The sequence below is a fragment of the Pseudoalteromonas sp. SG41-2 genome, from assembly GCF_014164535.1.
In the GTDB taxonomy this organism is placed as follows: Bacteria; Pseudomonadota; Gammaproteobacteria; order Enterobacterales; family Alteromonadaceae; genus Pseudoalteromonas; species Pseudoalteromonas rhizosphaerae.
This window is the reverse complement of sequence record NZ_JACJFK010000026.1, coordinates 21,226-39,639: the sequence shown is the minus strand read 5'-3', so window position 1 is coordinate 39,639 and position 18,414 is coordinate 21,226. Positions and strand designations below refer to the sequence as shown.

14 protein-coding genes are annotated in these 18,414 nt (G+C 39.9%); 8 read left to right on the top strand and 6 right to left on the bottom strand.

The genetic code is table 11. From position 1 onward, the window contains the following. Window positions 1-38: 38 nt before the first annotated feature. The 6 genes from glyS to dnaA form a co-directional block, all read right to left on the bottom strand. Window positions 39-2,108 (bottom strand): glycine--tRNA ligase subunit beta, encoded by a 2,070-nt coding sequence (gene glyS / locus H5186_RS17980; protein ID WP_182767839.1) that lies wholly within the window; start codon window positions 2,106-2,108, stop codon window positions 39-41. Window positions 2,109-2,110: 2 nt separating this feature from the next. Further along, window positions 2,111-3,013, bottom strand: a complete 903-nt coding sequence (gene glyQ, locus H5186_RS17975) for a glycine--tRNA ligase subunit alpha (protein ID WP_182718512.1) — start codon at window positions 3,011-3,013, stop codon at window positions 2,111-2,113. 143 nt (window positions 3,014-3,156) lie between these two features. Then, on the bottom strand, window positions 3,157-5,583 hold the full coding sequence (gyrB, locus tag H5186_RS17970; protein ID WP_182794748.1) for a DNA topoisomerase (ATP-hydrolyzing) subunit B: 2,427 nt from the start codon (window positions 5,581-5,583) through the stop codon (window positions 3,157-3,159). Window positions 5,584-5,595: 12 nt separating this feature from the next. Beyond that, complete coding sequence (gene recF, locus H5186_RS17965) at window positions 5,596-6,690, bottom strand: DNA replication/repair protein RecF (protein ID WP_145241717.1); 1,095 nt, start codon at window positions 6,688-6,690, stop codon at window positions 5,596-5,598. Window positions 6,691-6,696: 6 nt separating this feature from the next. Beyond that, window positions 6,697-7,800: a DNA polymerase III subunit beta gene (dnaN, locus tag H5186_RS17960; RefSeq protein ID WP_149983170.1), complete on the bottom strand. Its 1,104-nt coding sequence runs from the start codon at window positions 7,798-7,800 to the stop codon at window positions 6,697-6,699. Between the two features lie 13 nt (window positions 7,801-7,813). Continuing rightward, window positions 7,814-9,205: a chromosomal replication initiator protein DnaA gene (gene dnaA, locus H5186_RS17955; protein ID WP_145241713.1), complete on the bottom strand. Its 1,392-nt coding sequence runs from the start codon at window positions 9,203-9,205 to the stop codon at window positions 7,814-7,816. Window positions 9,206-9,712: 507 nt separating this feature from the next. Between dnaA and rpmH the strand changes: the two genes are divergently transcribed. The 8 genes from rpmH (at window position 9,713) to mnmG (ending at window position 18,413) form a co-directional block, all read left to right on the top strand. After that, complete coding sequence (rpmH, locus tag H5186_RS17950; RefSeq protein ID WP_004335215.1) at window positions 9,713-9,847, top strand: 50S ribosomal protein L34; 135 nt, start codon at window positions 9,713-9,715, stop codon at window positions 9,845-9,847. Window positions 9,848-9,854: 7 nt separating this feature from the next. Continuing rightward, the gene (gene rnpA, locus H5186_RS17945) at window positions 9,855-10,280 is read left to right on the top strand and encodes a ribonuclease P protein component (RefSeq protein WP_145241711.1); all 426 of its coding nucleotides are present in this window, start codon (window positions 9,855-9,857) and stop codon (window positions 10,278-10,280) included. A 126-nt stretch (window positions 10,281-10,406) separates the two neighbouring features. Then, window positions 10,407-10,682, top strand: coding sequence for a membrane protein insertion efficiency factor YidD (gene yidD / locus H5186_RS17940; protein ID WP_064668255.1), 276 nt, complete (start codon window positions 10,407-10,409; stop codon window positions 10,680-10,682). Window positions 10,683-10,690: 8 nt separating this feature from the next. Then, a complete protein-coding gene (gene yidC / locus H5186_RS17935; protein ID WP_182740441.1) occupies window positions 10,691-12,325 on the top strand; it encodes a membrane protein insertase YidC in 1,635 nt (544 codons plus the stop codon). A gap of 126 nt (window positions 12,326-12,451) precedes the next feature. Continuing rightward, entirely contained in the window at window positions 12,452-13,816 is a 1,365-nt protein-coding gene (gene mnmE / locus H5186_RS17930) for a tRNA uridine-5-carboxymethylaminomethyl(34) synthesis GTPase MnmE (protein ID WP_145241707.1), read from the top strand. Between the two features lie 403 nt (window positions 13,817-14,219). Beyond that, window positions 14,220-15,008: an isocitrate lyase/phosphoenolpyruvate mutase family protein gene (locus tag H5186_RS17925; protein ID WP_182761691.1), complete on the top strand. Its 789-nt coding sequence runs from the start codon at window positions 14,220-14,222 to the stop codon at window positions 15,006-15,008. 637 nt (window positions 15,009-15,645) lie between these two features. Continuing rightward, window positions 15,646-16,095: a flavodoxin domain-containing protein gene (locus H5186_RS17920; RefSeq protein ID WP_145241703.1), complete on the top strand. Its 450-nt coding sequence runs from the start codon at window positions 15,646-15,648 to the stop codon at window positions 16,093-16,095. Window positions 16,096-16,523: 428 nt separating this feature from the next. Then, a complete protein-coding gene (gene mnmG, locus H5186_RS17915) occupies window positions 16,524-18,413 on the top strand; it encodes a tRNA uridine-5-carboxymethylaminomethyl(34) synthesis enzyme MnmG (RefSeq protein ID WP_145241701.1) in 1,890 nt (629 codons plus the stop codon). Window position 18,414 lies beyond the last annotated feature (1 nt).

Below are 18,414 nucleotides of genomic sequence, written 5' to 3'. Positions count from 1 at the left end.
AGCCAGCATAGCTGCTGGCTTTTTAAGCGAAGCTGAATTTATTTCTGTAATACAGAAATATCAGCAATATCTAAAAATAGACCACTCAGTTGACTTAGTAATGCTAAACGGTTTTGCTTAACGGCCTCATCGTCTGCCATTACCATCACGTTGTCGAAGAAGTTATCAACACTTTCACGAATACCAGCAAGCTGGGCAAGCGCTTCTTGATAGTCGCCAGCGGCGTATAACGGCGCTAATTCAGTGGCAAACTTAGCAACTTGTGCCGCTAATGCCTTTTCGGCATCATCGTTTAATAAGCTCTCGTCAACAGTGCCTTGCGTTGTAATATCATTTTTAGCCAGAATATTACTTACCCGTTTATTAGCTGCTGCAAGCGCTTCTGCGGCGTCTAATGTACGGAAGTGACTAACCGCTTTAACACGACGGTCAAAATCAACAGGCTTAGTTGGGCGACGCACTAGTACTGCTTGAATAACGTCTACTTCAATGCCTTCGTCTTGATACCAAGCGCGGAAGCGCCCTAGCATAAATTCAAATACATCGGCTGATACATTTAAGTTAGTTAGCTTATCGCCAAACAGGGTTTGTGATTTTGCGACTAGATCTAAAATATCAAGTGGTAGTTCTTTTTCTACCATGATACGCAGCGCACCAATGGCTGCACGACGAAGCGCAAACGGATCTTTATCACCTTTTGGTGCTTGGCCAATACCAAAAATACCTACTAGTGTATCGAACTTATCGGCAATCGCTACCGCGCAGCTAATTAAGTTTGTAGGTAAATTATCACCGGCAAAACGCGGCATGTATTGCTCGTTTTGGGCAATGGCAACATCTTCGGCTTCACCGTCATGGCGTGCATAGTGCATCCCCATCACACCTTGTACGTCAGTAAACTCCATTACCATTTCGGTCATTAGATCGGTTTTACTTAATAAACCAGCACGCTTAGCAAGTGTTTTATCGGCACCTAATTGCTCAGCAATGTAACCAGCAAGTTCACTAATACGCTCTGACTTATCTTTAAGCGTACCTAATTGCTGTTGGAACAATACGCTATTAAGTGACTCTAAACGGCTTTCAAGAGTTTTCTTTTTATCTGTTTCAAAGAAGAACTGCGCGTCAGCTAAACGCGGGCGCACTACTTTCTCGTTACCAGCAATAACTACGCTTGGGTTTTTACTTTCGATGTTTGAAACAAACAAAAACTTATTAAGTAGCTTGCCGTCTTGATCAAGTAATGGGAAGTATTTTTGATCGTCTTTCATAGTGTAGATCAGCGCTTCGGCTGGTACATCTAAAAACGCTTCTTCAAATGTTGCAGTAAGAGTTACTGGCCATTCAACCAATGAAGTTACTTCTTCAAGTAAATCTTCATCCATAGCTACTACTGCATTAACGGCTGTTGCTGCAGCTTCGATTTGGCTACGAATTTGTGCTTTACGCTGCTGGTAATCAGCAACAACATGTGCAGACTTAAGCACCTCAAAAACATCATCAGCGTGTTTGATTGTGATTTTTTCTGGATGATGAAAACGATGGCCTTGCAGTTGGTTACCCACTGCTTTACCAAGGACTTCGCCTTCAATTAGCTGATCGCCAAATAAAATAGTTGCGGTATGAACAGGACGAATAAATTGTGTTTTATTCGCCCCCCAACGCATTGGTTTAGGAATCGGAAGTTTAGCTAACGCTTTATTTACCGCATCAGCCATCAAGGCTGTGGTTTCTTTGCCTGCTACTTTAGCAATGTGTAACAACCATGCACCTTTATCGGTCTCGAGTGTTTGCGCTTCACTTACTTCAATACCACAACCACGAGCCCAACCCATTGCAGCTTTGGTCGGCTTGCCATCGGCATCAAATGCAGCCTTCGTTGCTGGACCACGTTTTTCTACTTCTTTGTCTTGTTGCTGAGCTTCAAGTGCTGTTACTTGTAAACCTAAGCGACGAGGAGATGCATACCAGCTTACGCCTTGGTGATTAAGCTCTAGGCTCTCAAGCTCTGCAGTTAGATTTGCAGCAAATGCTTCGGCAAGTTTACGCAATGATTTTGGTGGCAACTCTTCGGTGCCAATTTCTACTAATAAATTTTGTGCTGACATGCTTACTTATCCTTACACAACGGGAAACCAAGCGCTTCGCGTTTGTCATAATAACTTTGTGCACACGCTTTAGATAATGCACGAACGCGCAAGATATAACGTTGGCGCTCTGTCACCGAAATAGCGTGACGTGCATCCAATAAGTTAAATGCGTGTGATGCTTTCATTACTTGCTCATAAGCAGGTAATGGTAAGCTTGCTTCAATTAGCTTTTGGCTCTCAGCTTCGCATTTATCAAACTGGGCAAATAAATCTTCAACATTTGCATGCTCAAAGTTATAAGTTGATTGCTCAACTTCGTTCTGATGGAATACATCACCGTAAGTAACACGGCCCATTGGGCCATCAGCCCATACTAGATCGTAGATGCTATCTACGCCTTGAATGTACATAGCTAAACGCTCAAGACCATAAGTGATCTCACCAGTAACAGGAGAGCACTCTAAGCCCCCTACTTGTTGGAAGTAGGTAAACTGGGTTACTTCCATACCGTTTAACCAGATCTCCCAACCAAGACCCCATGCGCCTAGCGTAGGTGATTCCCAGTTGTCTTCAACGAAGCGTACTTCGTCAGTAAGGGTATCAATGCCAACAGCCGCTAATGAGCCTAAATATAGCTCCTGGATGTTATCTGGTGATGGTTTTAATACGACTTGGAACTGGTAGTAATGTTGCAGGCGATTTGGATTCTCACCATAACGGCCATCGGTAGGACGACGACATGGTTGCACATACGCGCTCGACATTGGTTCAGGACCAATAGACTTTAAAAATGTTTGCGGATGAAATGTGCCTGCACCAACTTCCATATCAAGTGGCTGAATAATGACACAGCCTTGCTGTGCCCAGTAATCCTGTAAAGCCAGGATCAAACCTTGAAAGGTTTTAACGTCATATTTTTGCATATTTGGCTTTTAGTATCTGCTGTGATGTAGCGTGAAAATTACCTTCAGTATACCTTGTGCGTAGTCATGTTTTAAGCAGTTTGTGCAATTGAGAAAATAAAAAAGGAGCCTAAGGCTCCTTTTTTGTGATTACCATAATTTAATTATACGTCTAAGTTAACTACACGTAGTGCGTTAGTTTCGATAAACTCACGACGCGGCTCAACTTGGTCACCCATCAAGGTTGCGAATAATTGGTCTGCACCAACAGCATCTTCAATGGTTACTTGTAACATGCGACGCGCTGAAGGATCCATGGTAGTTTCCCACAGCTGACTTGGATTCATCTCACCTAGCCCTTTATAGCGCTGGATATATAGCCCACGCTTAGATTCTGCGATCAACCATTCCAATGCATCCACAAAGTTATCAACAGCTAGTGTTTTCTCTCCACGTTGAATATAAGCACCTTCACTTAAGATATTGGCAATGTTAGTACCAGTTACTGCGATGCGTTTATAATCACGTGAAGAGATAAAATCATGGCTCAGTACGTGTGCCTTATCAACACCGTGTTGGCGAATATTGATAACTGGGTAATATAAGTTACGCTCAGTATCATGCTCTGTTGCAGCAGCGAAGATAGTTGCATCTTCATCACGTGCGACTAAGTCATCGACTAACGTTTTGGTCCACTCGATTACTTTAGCTTCATCGGCTAAATCAGCTTCGTTTAGCTCTGTTTGATAGATCAAACGTTCCATAACCGTATTCGGGTATTTACGTTTTAAGCGCTCAATAACTTTAACGGTGTTTTGATAATCATGAACGATAGCCTCTAAAGCTTCACCTTCAAGTGCAGATGCATCAGCACCGGTATAAAGTGAGGCACCATTTAATGCTAATGAAGTTAGGTATTCGACAAGTGCTGGATCATCTTTAATATAGCGCTCTTGTTTACCTTTTTTCACTTTATAAAGTGGTGGTTGAGCAATATAGATATAACCACGTTCAACGATTTCTGGCATTTGACGGTAGAAAAAGGTCAACAGTAACGTACGAATGTGCGAACCATCGACGTCAGCATCGGTCATGATAATGATGCGGTGATAGCGTAATTTTTCAGGGTTATACTCATCGCGGCCAATACCACAACCAAGGGCTGTAATTAACGTGGCAACTTCTTGTGAAGATAACATCTTATCAAAACGCGCTTTCTCTACGTTTAGTATTTTACCTTTAAGCGGAAGAATCGCTTGATTCTTACGGTTACGACCCTGCTTGGCTGATCCGCCAGCAGAGTCCCCTTCCACTATATATAGTTCAGACAGGGCTGGATCTTTTTCTTGGCAATCCGCTAACTTACCAGGTAAACCTGCTAAGTCCATTGCGCCTTTACGACGAGTCATTTCACGGGCTTTACGCGCCGCTTCACGAGCACGAGAAGCATCAATGATTTTACCAACAACTATTTTTGCGTCTACTGGATTTTCTAATAAGAATTCAGTGAATTTCTCAGCCATTGCCTGTTCTACAGCTGATTTAACTTCGCTTGAAACTAGCTTATCTTTGGTTTGTGATGAGAACTTAGGATCAGGAACTTTAACACTAACAACTGCAGTTAAGCCTTCACGGGCATCATCGCCTGTTGCATTACTGGTTGTTTTAGCTTTTTTGTTAAAGCCTTCTTTTTCCATATAGTTGTTAAGTGTACGAGTTAGCGCAGATCTAAAACCGGCTAAGTGAGTACCACCATCACGTTGTGGAATGTTGTTTGTAAAACAGTAAATGTTTTCTTGGTAAGCATCATTCCACTGCATTGATACTTCAACGCTAATACCATCTTCTTCACGTTCATGAGTAAAGTGGAATACACCTTTATGAATAGGTGTTTTGTTACGGTTTAAATACTCAACGAAGGCACGAATACCCCCTTCATATTTAAAGTGGTCAGTTTTATTTTCTTCGCGTTCATCATTTAAAATAATACTCACACCTGAATTCAGGAATGATAACTCGCGTAAGCGCTTAGCTAAAATATCGTAATGGAAATCTAAGTTTGTGAAAGTCTCACCACTTGGCCAAAAACGAAGTTCAGTACCTGTGGTTTCTGATTCGCCAATTACAGCTAGTGGCGCATCAGGAACACCCATAGTGTAAAATTGCTCATGTAGCTTGCCTTCACGACGAACCGTTAGCTTTAATTTTTCTGAAAGCGCATTTACTACTGAAACACCAACACCGTGTAAGCCGCCTGATACTTTATATGAGTTATCATCAAACTTACCACCAGCATGTAGTACAGTCATAATTACTTCAGCAGCTGACACGCCTTCTTCTTCATGAATTGAAGTTGGAATACCACGGCCGTTATCTCGAACAGAGACAGAACCATCTAAATGAATTGTGACATAGATGTCATCACAGTGACCTGCTAAGGCTTCATCGATAGAGTTATCAACGACCTCAAACACCATATGGTGTAAGCCTGTGCCATCATCGGTGTCCCCTATATACATTCCAGGACGCTTTCTTACTGCGTCTAATCCTTTTAGTACTTTAATACTCGACGAATCGTAATTCTCAGACATGGTTAATCCCACTTATCTTGTTATTAGGTTGCCATGTTTCACGTGGAACATTTGTAGTTCTCGTTGCATGGGTTCCACCACAGCAGAAATACTTTCAGATTGAATTGTAGAGATAAATATTTGAGAGCTACAGTGCGACAATAACTGTCCTACTTTCTCTTTCGTATCTTCCCCTAACTCTGAAGGTAGATCATCTATTAGCAATATTGATTGCTTTTCTGTCTCTGACTCAATCAAACTATTTTGCGTTACTTTTAACGCATAAAGCAATAGCTTCAATTGACCGCGTGAAAAGGTGTTTTCCACACTATTGCCAGCGACACTAAAACTGAAATCAGCTTTATGCGGCCCTTTATTTGTAAAACCTTGGCGACTATCACGCTCAAAGCTTTGTTCGAGAGCGTCGGCTAGAGATTCATTTTCTTTCCAACCAGCATAAAAACTTATTTCTAAATCGCGTATAAGCGTTAATTCTGCACACATTTTATCAAAAAATTGCTGCTTAAACCTACTTATATACGCAATTCGTAAATTATTTATTTGGTCTGCCAGTCTAACAAATTCTTTATCCCAAAACTTGATTTGATCAAAATAATTCTTAGGCTTACTTTTCAATAATGCATTACGTTGCTTTAATACTTTATTGAAAGATTGCCACAAATAAAAAAAGTCTTGTTCCACGTGGAACAATCCTAAATCTAAAAATTTTCGGCGCTCTTTTGGACCTCCAAAAAACAACGAATAGCTTTCTGGGGTGATCACTTGTACTGGCATTAATTGGGCAAGTTCAGACACTCGACGACTAGACTTACCCTGTATTTTTAATTCTGTCTCACCACTTAAAGTCTTACTAATACCGATTGGAATTGATAAGTTATAAAGTGATTTACGACCATGAATGGTGAATTTTTCTTTATGGTGCGTAATGATACTTTTGTGTTTTGGGGTGCGGAAAGACTTGCCATGAGAAAGGTAATAAATAGCCTCAAGAAGGCTGGTTTTGCCACTGCCATTTTCACCATAAATTATGTTAATACCATTCACTGGCTCTACAGTGAGCGCCTCAATATTCCGAAAATTATTGAGGCTCAAATGACTTAAACTCATAGTGCCTTATAAGCGCATTGGCATAACAACGTACATGGCTTCTTCATCGCCAGCACCTTCTATCAATGCACTACTATTTGAATCAGCAAGCGTAAATAAAACGTCTTCTGTTTTTAATGTATTTAATACATCTAAAACATACGATACGTTAAAGCCAATTTCTAAGTCATCACCTTGATAGCTTACTTCAACCACTTCCTCAGCTTGCTCTTGCTCTGGGTTGTTGGCGGTAATTTTTAATAGTCCGTTCGATAAGTTTAACCGTACACCTCTAAACTTCTCGTTCGATAAAATAGATACCCGTTGAAACGCACTGCGTAACCATTCACGATTTGCGGTAATAACTTTATCACCACCACGTGGCAATACTCGGCGGTAATCAGGAAAACGCCCATCAACTAATTTACTCGTAAAAGTAAACTCTGTATCTAAAATACGAATATGGTTTGCACCAAATTGAATTGTCACCAACTCATCATCAGCAACCATTAGACGCATAATTTCTTGTACGCCTTTACGCGGAATTATTAGCTGACGTTGAGTGTTTAACGATTGCGTTAATTGTTTTTGCGCAATTGCTAAACGGTGACCATCAGTAGCCACTGTTTTTATATCAGTATTATCTACTTCAAACGACATACCATTTAAGTAATAGCGTACGTCTTGATTGGCCATCGAAAAGTGGGTGCTTTCAAGTAACTTTCGCAGTTCTAAGCGCGTTAGTTGAAATTCAACTTCACCATCCCACTGCTCAAGATTAGGAAAGTCTTCCGCAGCGAGTGTAGTTAATGAAAAGCGGCTTTTTCCACTGGTCAGTAATAGTTGGTGATCTTGACTGCTCAACGTTAAATCTGAACCGTCTGGCAGACTTTTACAAATATCGAGTAATTTTTTAGCTGGCAAAGTCAATTTTGCATCAGCGGTATCATCGCCAACAAAAACCTTTGCGACAAGTTCAATTTCAAGGTCTGTGCCTGTCATTGAAAGTTCGCCATTTTCAACCTCTAACAAAACGTTAGATAAGATAGGCAAGGTATGCTTGCGCTCAATTGCGCCAGATACTTGCACCAAAGGTTTTAAAAATTGTTCTCTTGATATAGTTATTTGCATAATAAAGTCAGCCCTAAGATGACAATGTTCTTATTAGGTTTTGATAATCTTCTTTCACTTCGTGGCTTTCATCACGTAGTGATTTAATCTTTCTGCACGCATGCAATACTGTAGTGTGGTCGCGGCCACCAAAGGCATCACCAATCTCAGGTAAGCTGTGATTGGTAAGTTCTTTAGACAATGCCATAGCAACTTGACGAGGTCTTGCGATAGAGCGGCTGCGGCGCTTAGATAGCAGGTCTGAGACGCGAATACGATAATATTCAGCAACCGTACGTTGAATATTGTCTATCGTGACCAGTTTGTCCTGCAAAGCGAGCAAGTCACGTAATGCTTCTTTTACAAAGTCGATCGAAATTGGTCGACCAGTAAAGTTTGCATTAGCAATCACACGATTAAGCGCGCCCTCTAACTCACGCACATTTGAACGTAATTTTTTAGCGATAAAAAAGGCCACTTCGTGAGGTAAATTTATTTTACTCTGCTGGGCTTTTTTCATCAAAATAGCCACTCGCGTTTCAAGCTCTGGCGGCTCAATCGCGATGGTTAAACCCCAACCAAAACGTGATTTAAGGCGATCTTCAACCCCTTCAATCTCTTTTGGATAACGATCTGAGGTTAAAATAATTTGTTGGTTACCTTCAAGTAATGCATTGAAAGTATGAAAGAATTCTTCTTGAGAGCGTTCTTTGTTAGCAAAAAACTGAATATCATCGATCATTAAAGCATCAACACTGCGGTAATAACGCTTAAATTCTTCAATAGCATTATTTTGCAGGGCTTTAACCATATCTTGCACAAAGCGTTCGGAGTGCATATAAACAATTTTTGCATCTGGCTTATTTGCCATAATACCATTGCCAACCGCATGTAATAAATGCGTTTTACCTAAACCCGTTCCACCATATATAAATACCGGGTTAAAGGCTGCACCAGGATTATCCGCAACTTGCGTCGCAGCAGCTTTTGCTAACTGGTTAGATTTACCTTCAACAAAACTATCAAAGGTGTAGTTTTCTTTAATGTTTGATTTGTAACCAGACTTAGGAGCAGGCTCAACCACAGCTTTAGCTGCTTTTGGTTGCTGCTTTGCCGCCGGCTGATTCATCGGGGTCGCAGAGCCAGTTGTTGCAGGCGCGATCACTTGCGCATTGTGGATTGGCTTACTACCTACATCAAAGCGTAACTCTGGCGCTTCATCCTTACAAATCTCAACAAGTAATTCATTAATTCGGTTTAAGTACTTTTCTCTTACCCAATCAAGCACAAAGCGATTAGGTGCATAAATCGTCAGGGTATCTTCGGTACTTTCTGCTTGTAGTGGTCTTACCCACATACTGAACTGCTGCGAAGGCAGTTCATCTTGCAATACATATAAACAACTTTGCCAAACCGACAGATACACAGTTAAACTCCCAAAGACTTAGTATTTATTCCCGGTCATCTTTAGTGGCCGGAAATCATACATTTATTACTATTATTTAGGCAATTTATTAACCCAAGACCGAGTATTATGAATGCACTTTATCCACAAGTACAAGATTGATTTTTTTGAAAAATATGATCTGGCTAAAAAAAACAAGCAAGACGTTGATTTTTAATAGCAATTATTTTTAACTTCAAAGTATGATCATAGCAAAAAAGGGCTTGGATCGCGATCAAATTATGTGATCTATTTTACTTACCCCAAGCTTTTATGCACTTTTTATACAGAGCCTGTGGAAAACTTCTTTAATATAAGGATCCTAGCAGATCCTGCCAACAGATCTATTATCACCCCTCTATTATAAATGCGATTATGGTTGACTTTAAGGCACTTCATCGATAATATCTCGCGCTCGCAATGGCACCTGTGCCAGGATCGCGACCTGCATAGGATGTTTTAACCTTTAACCGATCGGATGGAATTGTTATGAAAAGAACTTTTCAACCTAGCGTTTTAAAACGCAAACGTGCACACGGTTTCCGTGCTCGCATGGCAACTGTAAATGGCCGTAAAGTATTAGCTCGTCGCCGCGCTAAAGGCCGCAAAGTTCTTTCTGCTTAATATATAAGTGGAAGACTTTAACTTTGGCAGGGAGTTACGTCTGTTAACTCCCTCGCATTACTCTCGCATCTTTAATGAACCCGCTCGGGCCGCAACTCCTTTCTTTACCTTATTAGCAAAACCCAATGACCAAGCAAAACCTCGCTTAGGACTCACTGTCGCTAAAAAACGGGTTAAAAAAGCTTGCCAACGAAACCGTATTAAACGTCTTGCTCGCGAAAGTTTTCGTTTAAACCAACACACTATTGATAATGTCGATATTGTGCTGATGGTTAAAAGTGGTATTGATGAACAGTCAAATGAAGAGCTAACTAAACAACTCACTAAATTATGGCGCAAGATTAACGAACGCTGTAAACCTGGTGCACCAAAACCACCGCCGTTTAAAAAACGCCCCAACAAATCGGCTAAATCCAATAAACAGAGCCAATAGCAATAGAATTACATGGTTAATTAAGGTATCTTTAGCTCACCTTTTAATCATGCATTTAAAATTCCATTTTGGGCGTTTAAATTCATGGTATCCATTCACTAAATATTACGCAGAGGCTTGAACATCATGAGGTTACTAAAACCACTTGTTGCTTTTCCTAAGCGCTGTTTAGTGTTATTAATTCGTGGTTATCAAAAGTGGATTAGTCCGCTGTTAGGTCCGCATTGTCGCTTTAATCCAACCTGCTCTAGTTATGCTATTCAAGCAATTAATTTGCATGGATCTGTAAAAGGGAGTTGGTTAGCGGTTAAACGCATATTAAAATGTCATCCTTTACATTCAGGTGGGGATGATCCCGTACCTGAAAAATTAACCCATATTAACCACCAACACGAGAAATAAGAGCTGTTATGGAATCGCAACGCACGTTTTTATTCATCGGCCTGATGCTTGTATCGTTTTTATTGTTCCAAGAGTGGAATAAAGACTACAACGCACCAAAAGTCGATCCTAGTGCCAACACACAAACACTACAAACTAATTCCCCTGACTCTGATGATTATGTTCCATCATCAACCGATGGTGAATTACCTACTGCAGCAACAACCGCGAAACGTTCAGTTATTGAAATTACGACTGACGTATTCAAAGTTAAAATTGACACCCGTGGTGGTGATATTGTTGAAGCTGACTTACTGCAATACGAAGAAACAAAAGGTAGCGAAACGCCTTATATGTTACTTGGTGAGTTTGATGGTAAACAATACTTCTCTCAGAGTGGTTTAATAGGCTTAAATGGCCCAGATGCATCTGCAGAAGGTCGCCCGGTTTATCACACGGAGCAAAAAACATTTGCTTTAACAGGTGACGAACTTCGCGTACCACTTACATTTACTGATAGCAAAGGTGTTAGTTTTACTAAAACGTATGTATTCAAAAAAGGTCAATACGATGTTGCTTTAGAATACTCAGTAAATAACACCACCGCAGAGCCAATTCAAGTACAGCTGTATACACAAGTAAAACGCACAGTACAAGATAAAGGCAGCTTAGTTGACCAAAACTACTTAGGTGCTGCCTATGGTTCAGCTGAGGAAAAGTACGAGAAATATAGCTTTTCTGATATGGCCGACAAAAACCTTAGCATAAATACCCAAGGTGGTTATATTGCTTTTATTCAGCACTACTTTGTAAGTGCGTGGGTTCCTTCGCAAGAACAGCAAAATACCCTTTACAGCTTAATTGCTAAAGGCAACGCAGCAATTATTGGTGCTAAAGGTGAGCCGATAAATGTACAAGCAAACCAACAAGCAACTCTTGGTGCAACTTACTATATGGGCCCGAAAGAGTCGGATATACTTGAAGCTATTCATCCGAACTTAGATTTAACTGTCGATTACGGTTGGTTATGGTTTATCTCACAGCCGTTATTTATACTATTAAAATGGCTACATAGCATACTAGGTAACTGGGGTGTGGCAATTATCGCCATTACTGTGATTGTTAAATCAGCAATGTACCCACTTACCAAAGCGCAATATACGTCAATGGCTAAGATGCGTGCCCTACAGCCTAAAATGGCTGCATTAAAAGAAAAGTTTGGTGATGACCGTCAAAAATTCGGCCAAGCAACCATGGAAATGTACCGCAAAGAGAAAGTAAACCCTATGGGTGGCTGTTTCCCTATTTTGCTGCAAATGCCAATTTTCTTAGCGCTATTTTATGTATTCTTAGAATCAACAGAACTGCGTCATGCTGAGTTTATTTTTTGGTTAACTGACTTATCTGCGAAAGACCCATACTACGTACTACCAATCTTATTTGGTGCCAGTATGTTTATTACTCAGAAGCTACAACCAATGACGGTAACTGATCCGATGCAACAAAAGATGATGACCTTTATGCCGGTTATCTTCTCAGTGTTCTTCCTTTGGTTCCCATCTGGTCTAGTACTTTACTGGTTAGTATCAAACCTTATCTCTATCGCACAGATGCTGATCATCTATCGCGGTATGGAAAAGCAAGGAATAAAAGTCAGGGGCTAATTTGCTCAGTTACTTAAATTAAGGCGACCATTGGTCGCCTTTTTTATTGCCCGCTATTCGCCAGTCATAACTGCATAGGTTACAATACGCCCATACCATTACTCTTTAAGTTGGCAAACTATTAGCATGATCAATCAAGACACAATTGCAGCACAAGCAACCGCACCTGGTCGTGGTGGCGTTGGTATTATTCGCGTTTCTGGCAGTTTAGTAAAAACCGTCGCCGAACAGATTATTGGTCGTTGCCCTAAGGTGCGTTACGCCGATTACGTGCCATTTAACAGTCTTGCTGGCGAGCAACTTGATCAAGGTATTGCTATTTATTTTGCCGGGCCAAACTCTTTCACTGGCGAAGATGTACTTGAACTACAAGGCCATGGCGGTCCTGTAGTACTGGATATGCTACTTAAAGAAATTAGCCAAATTGAAGGTGTACGATTAGCAAAGCCAGGCGAGTTTTCTGAGCGCGCCTTTATGAACGACAAAATGGACTTAACCCAAGCAGAAGCAATTGCTGACTTAATTAATGCCACTTCAGAACAAGCAGCCAAAAGCGCCTTACAATCACTCCAGGGCGAGTTCTCTAAGCACATTGATACCTTAGTTGAAAAAGTCATTCACTTGCGTATGTACGTTGAAGCGGCCATTGATTTTCCCGATGAGGAAATAGACTTTTTATCTGACGGTAAAGTCTCTGGTGATCTAAATGCCATTATCACCCAGCTAAGCAATGTGACCAATCAAGCAAAACAAGGCAGCATTATGCGTGAAGGTATGCGCGTGGTGATTGCTGGGCGCCCTAACGCAGGCAAATCTAGTTTACTAAATGCACTTGCAGGGCGTGAAGCCGCTATTGTTACTGAAATTGCCGGCACCACCCGTGACGTACTACGAGAACACATTCACATTGATGGCATGCCGCTACATATTATAGATACTGCAGGCCTGCGCGAAAGCCCAGACCGCGTTGAGCAAATAGGCATTGAACGCGCATGGGATGAAATAAAACAAGCCGACCGCGTGTTGTTTATGCTTGATGGCACTGATACCAAAGACACTGACCCACATGCTATTTGGCCAGAGTTTATGGCCAAACTACCTGCCGGTATGGGCGTAACCGTGATCCGAAATAAAGCCGATTTATCGGGTGACGAAGTCGGTATGAGCGAAAACCAGCAATATCCAGTGATCAGCTTAAGTGCTAAAAATGCTGATGGTATAGAGTTAGTTCGTACTCACTTAAAGGCATGTATAGGTTTTCAGGGAGCTACCGAAGGCGGCTTTATGGCCCGTCGTCGTCACTTGGATGCACTCGATAGCGCAGCTCATCATTTACAAACTGGCAAAGACCAATTAGAGATGCATATTGCCGGTGAGATCCTAGCTGAAGAACTACGTTTAACACAAAACTACTTAAACGAGATCACCGGTGAATTTACCTCTGACGATCTACTTGGCAAAATTTTCAGCTCATTTTGTATCGGTAAATAATTAAAAACTAAGGGTGCTTATATAAGCACTCTTAATCCCCTTCAAAAACCAGTATATTATTATACCAATCGACTTAAATATTTAACCATTCTAGCGAGCTACATAAAGCGCTAACTGCGTTATAATTTTTTCAATTAGAACAACTACATGTCAAAATTTACGCCTTGTTATCACTGTATTTATCTGTCGCTATAAATGGTCAGTAACTTTACACGATTGGTATTAGCTGTATTCAATAAAAAATACAAGTCGTTATTTAACCAACCGCTCTAAATTATCCGTCGCTATCACTGCCTTTTAGGTTTTTACAACGAGCTTAAAATTTACGTTCAGTGCCGAACTTGGCCAGCGTAGTCACCGTAATCTTTTTATAGTCATAATGAAATTCACTTTTGAGATCATTATGAATAAATACCAAACCTTTCATCAATTACATAAACAAGACCAATTATTTTTATTACCAAATGCGTGGGATCCATTAAGCGCTCGTATATTAGCTGATGCTGGTTTTGCTGCTATCGCCACAACAAGTTGGGGGATGGCCCAATCTAGAGGTCAAGAAGATGGCGAACAATGCTCATTTGAGGAGTTTATAAGTCAGCTAAAACCAATAATCGATGCTGTTAATATTGCTGTTTCCGTGGATATTGAATCAGGTTACAGTAATGACGTAAACACTATTTGTCAGCATGTTTTGGCCGTAGCCAAATTAGGTGCTGTCGGTATTAATATTGAGGATTCAGATAAAAAAACAGCTCAGTTACGCTCCCTAGAACACCAAGTAGAGATCCTTAAAGCGATTAAAAACACTCTTAAAAAGTATGGTTTTTCACAGCTATTTATCAATGCTAGAACTGATTGCTACAGCCAAAATATGGCTTCTCTTGAACATGTAATAACTCGATCTTTGGCTTATCAAGACGCTGGCGTTGATGGTATTTTTATCCCTGGATTATCCGATTTAACAGCAATAAAGCAAATAACAACGACACTTAAGGTGCCACTTAACGTGATGGCACAGCCATTAAAAAGTGATTTTCTTTGCGATAATAGTAGTAATAGCAGCTCATTATTTGCACATGGCGTACAAAGATATACGCTTGGCAATGCACTATTTGATGCCACAAAAGCCTATATTTTTACCGCTAGCAGTACTTTAAATAGCACAAAAAGTAGCGATCATTTATTCTAATCGGAGTTTTAAAAGCTATTTATACAAAATTAAAATCATAATTAGTGATAAAAATAGCAACTAATTTAGAAATTGATCAGCACAAGCTCAAATTGTTATCCACAATTTGGGCTTTTTTGATCATTTTTAACTTAGAGGCATATAAAAAGTACTCAATTTATTAGCTCAAACAGTATAAATCGAGCAATAAACCCACTAAATCAACTTTAATTGCCATTAATTACTTATTTAGCACCCTACTTGAAATATTTTTTGGCATTTCATAAATTAATTTATAGCCAAAACGATCGTTATCAACAGGCGATCTATCCACATTCTGATCACTCGTTTTAAAACTCTTAATGAAACGAAAATTCACCACTCATAAAACATAAAATCAATAGCTTAGTAAAATAAAAATAAGATCTTATGTTTTTACTACCCAGCTTTCCCACTTTTTATCAACAGCTTGATCAGAAGATTACATATTGGAATAATTTATTTTATTTATACATATCAAATGATTACGAATTTAAAATAAAAAACATCAAAAATTGTACCTTAAATACTTATACAAACTTCCATTCAAGGCTTTACTGCTGAGTAAACTCAGTTATCATAAGCCTATAAGTAAGCCGTTGTGTGATCAAATAGAATTATGAACTCCGTTAATATCATTATAGGCAGCCAAATGGGATCTGCTGAGTATGTAGGTGAGCAACTAGCAGAGCAGTTAGTTACTCAAGGGATCACTACAGAAGTTCATGATCAACCTAACTTTTCACAGATAAACCAAGAAAATACTATCTGGTTATTGTGTACTTCTACTTATGGTGCTGGTGATTATCCTGAGAACCTTTTATCCTTTGTTGAAGATATTAATCAAGTTAATGATTTAAAAGGATTAAAGTTTAGTGTTATTGGTTTAGGTGACACCAGTTATGATACCTATAACCTCGCAGGCCGTAATCTAGAACAACTTTTAGTAAGTAAAGGCGCGCACTGTATAGCAGAGCGCTTAGAGTTGAATATTCTTGATGAAGAACTACCAGAAGACACCGCATTAGCTTGGTTACCAAGCTGGATCGAGCAAATAAACCGTATTTAATTAAGATCACAGTTTAGATCCAAATTTAAAGTTACCCACAATTTACTGAGTATTTAGATCAGATTGTGGATAAGCTATGATCTAACTGCGTTTTAAGACTATGTTATCCATTGGATAAGATCTGATCCAATACCCCTTGTGCATAAAGAGCCTTTTTGATCAGAGCTTATAATCAGTTAGATCCGATCATATTAACACCTTTAGATCCGATCTAACTTTATGTTTTAATAAGTAAACTAAACCTTATCAACAGAAATCATGCTCAGTAGTAGTAACAGTAATAAAAGATCTCTTTAAAAGATCCTTTATATTATTAGAGATCATTTACTTAGATCTTGGCCACAGTTTAATCATTTATCTTCTGTAAATTTATAGGTAGAATACGCTCCCCCTTGAAAGTTTGCTGGTTGATTAAGTAGGATCCCGAAATGATTTTTCACGAAAATTTTGATGTTATTGTTGTTGGTGGTGGACATGCAGGTACAGAAGCTGCGTTAGCTGCTGCACGTATGGGTATGAATACCCTACTGCTGACTCATAATATGGATACCCTTGGTCAGATGTCATGTAATCCAGCAATTGGTGGTATTGGCAAAGGTCATTTGGTTAAAGAAATTGATGCACTAGGTGGTGCAATGGCCCAAGCAATTGATAAAGGCGGTATCCAATTCCGTACTTTAAATTCTTCAAAGGGACCTGCAGTAAGAGCTACTCGTGCACAAGCAGATCGCGCTTTATATAAAGCTGCTATTCAAGATATTTTACAACACCAAGATAACCTGAAGATCTTTCAGCAATCATGTGATGATCTGATTGTTGAAAATAATAAAGTAACAGGTGTTGTTACTCAAATGGGACTGCGTTTTAGCGCACCTTCAGTAGTATTAACCGTAGGCACTTTCCTTGGTGGCCAAATTCACATAGGCTTAGAAAACTTCAAAGGTGGTCGCGCTGGTGATCCACCTTCAATTGCATTAGCAAATCGTTTACGTGAATTACCATTTCGTGTTGATCGCTTAAAAACTGGAACGCCACCACGTATTGATGCCCGTACAGTTGATTTTAGTAAAATGGAACAACAACCTGGTGATGCTATAACACCGGTGTTTTCATTTATGGGTAAGCAATTAGATCATCCACAACAAATTTCTTGCTTCATCACATACACCAATGAAAAAACTCATGATGTGATCCGCAATAATTTACATCGTTCACCTATGTACTCAGGTGTTATTGAAGGGATTGGTCCACGTTACTGTCCTTCTATTGAAGATAAAATTGTTCGTTTTGCAGATAAAGACAAACATCAAATTTTTGTTGAGCCTGAAGGCCTAACATCTTATGAGCTTTATCCAAATGGTATTTCAACTAGTTTGCCATTTGATGTGCAATTAGAGATTGTGCAATCAATCACTGGCTTTGAAAATGCACATATTTGCCGTCCAGGCTATGCTATCGAGTACGACTTTTTTGATCCACGCGATTTAAAGAAATCATTAGAGACCAAATTTATTGATGGTTTGTTCTTTGCTGGACAGATCAATGGCACTACAGGCTATGAAGAAGCCGGTGCACAAGGCTTAATTGCCGGTATGAATGCAGCATTGCAAGTACAAGGTAAAGAGCCTTGGACACCGCGCCGTGATGAAGCTTATGTCGGTGTATTAATCGACGATTTAACTACACTAGGTACCAAAGAACCGTACCGTATGTTTACTAGTCGTGCTGAATACCGTTTGTTACTACGTGAAGACAACGCTGATATTCGTTTAACAGCAAAAGGTCGTGAACTTGGTTTAGTTAACGATGAACGCTGGCAAGCATTTAATGAAAAAATGGATATCATTGCAAAAGAATCTCAACGGATCAAAGAAACTTGGATCCATAAAGATCACGCTGTAATTGATCAAGTTAATGGCTTACTTAAAACACCATTAACCCGAGAAGCAAGTTTAGAAGAATTATTACGTCGCCCTGAGATCCGTTATAACGATCTAATGGCGATCGAAGGGTTAGGATCTGAGTTTGATCATGCAACAGCGTTAGAGCAAGTTGAGATCCACACTAAGTACGCAGGTTATATTGCTCGTCAGCAAGAAGAGATCAATAAGCAACTTCGTCATGAGTTAACTATTTTGCCTAAAGATTATGATTACTCGATCGTATCGGGTCTATCAAATGAAGTGGTTGCTAAATTAACTGAGGCGCGTCCTGATACAATCGGTCAAGCATCACGTATTTCAGGTATCACGCCTGCTGCTATTTCGCTATTATTAGTTTATCTGAAGAAGCAAGGCTTACTACGTAAAATTGCGTAGT

Coding starts and splice junctions, on each gene's coding strand:
- H5186_RS17925 (WP_182761691.1), top strand. CDS start 14,220: ATGAATAAATACCAAACCTTTCATCAATTACATAAACAAGACCAATTA.
- glyQ (WP_182718512.1), bottom strand. CDS start 3,013: ATGCAAAAATATGACGTTAAAACCTTTCAAGGTTTGATCCTGGCTTTA.
- glyS (WP_182767839.1), bottom strand. CDS start 2,108: ATGTCAGCACAAAATTTATTAGTAGAAATTGGCACCGAAGAGTTGCCA.
- yidC (WP_182740441.1), top strand. CDS start 10,691: ATGGAATCGCAACGCACGTTTTTATTCATCGGCCTGATGCTTGTATCG.
- H5186_RS17920 (WP_145241703.1), top strand. CDS start 15,646: ATGAACTCCGTTAATATCATTATAGGCAGCCAAATGGGATCTGCTGAG.
- recF (WP_145241717.1), bottom strand. CDS start 6,690: ATGAGTTTAAGTCATTTGAGCCTCAATAATTTTCGGAATATTGAGGCG.
- mnmE (WP_145241707.1), top strand. CDS start 12,452: ATGATCAATCAAGACACAATTGCAGCACAAGCAACCGCACCTGGTCGT.
- yidD (WP_064668255.1), top strand. CDS start 10,407: ATGAGGTTACTAAAACCACTTGTTGCTTTTCCTAAGCGCTGTTTAGTG.
- dnaN (WP_149983170.1), bottom strand. CDS start 7,800: ATGCAAATAACTATATCAAGAGAACAATTTTTAAAACCTTTGGTGCAA.
- gyrB (WP_182794748.1), bottom strand. CDS start 5,583: ATGTCTGAGAATTACGATTCGTCGAGTATTAAAGTACTAAAAGGATTA.
- mnmG (WP_145241701.1), top strand. CDS start 16,524: ATGATTTTTCACGAAAATTTTGATGTTATTGTTGTTGGTGGTGGACAT.
- rpmH (WP_004335215.1), top strand. CDS start 9,713: ATGAAAAGAACTTTTCAACCTAGCGTTTTAAAACGCAAACGTGCACAC.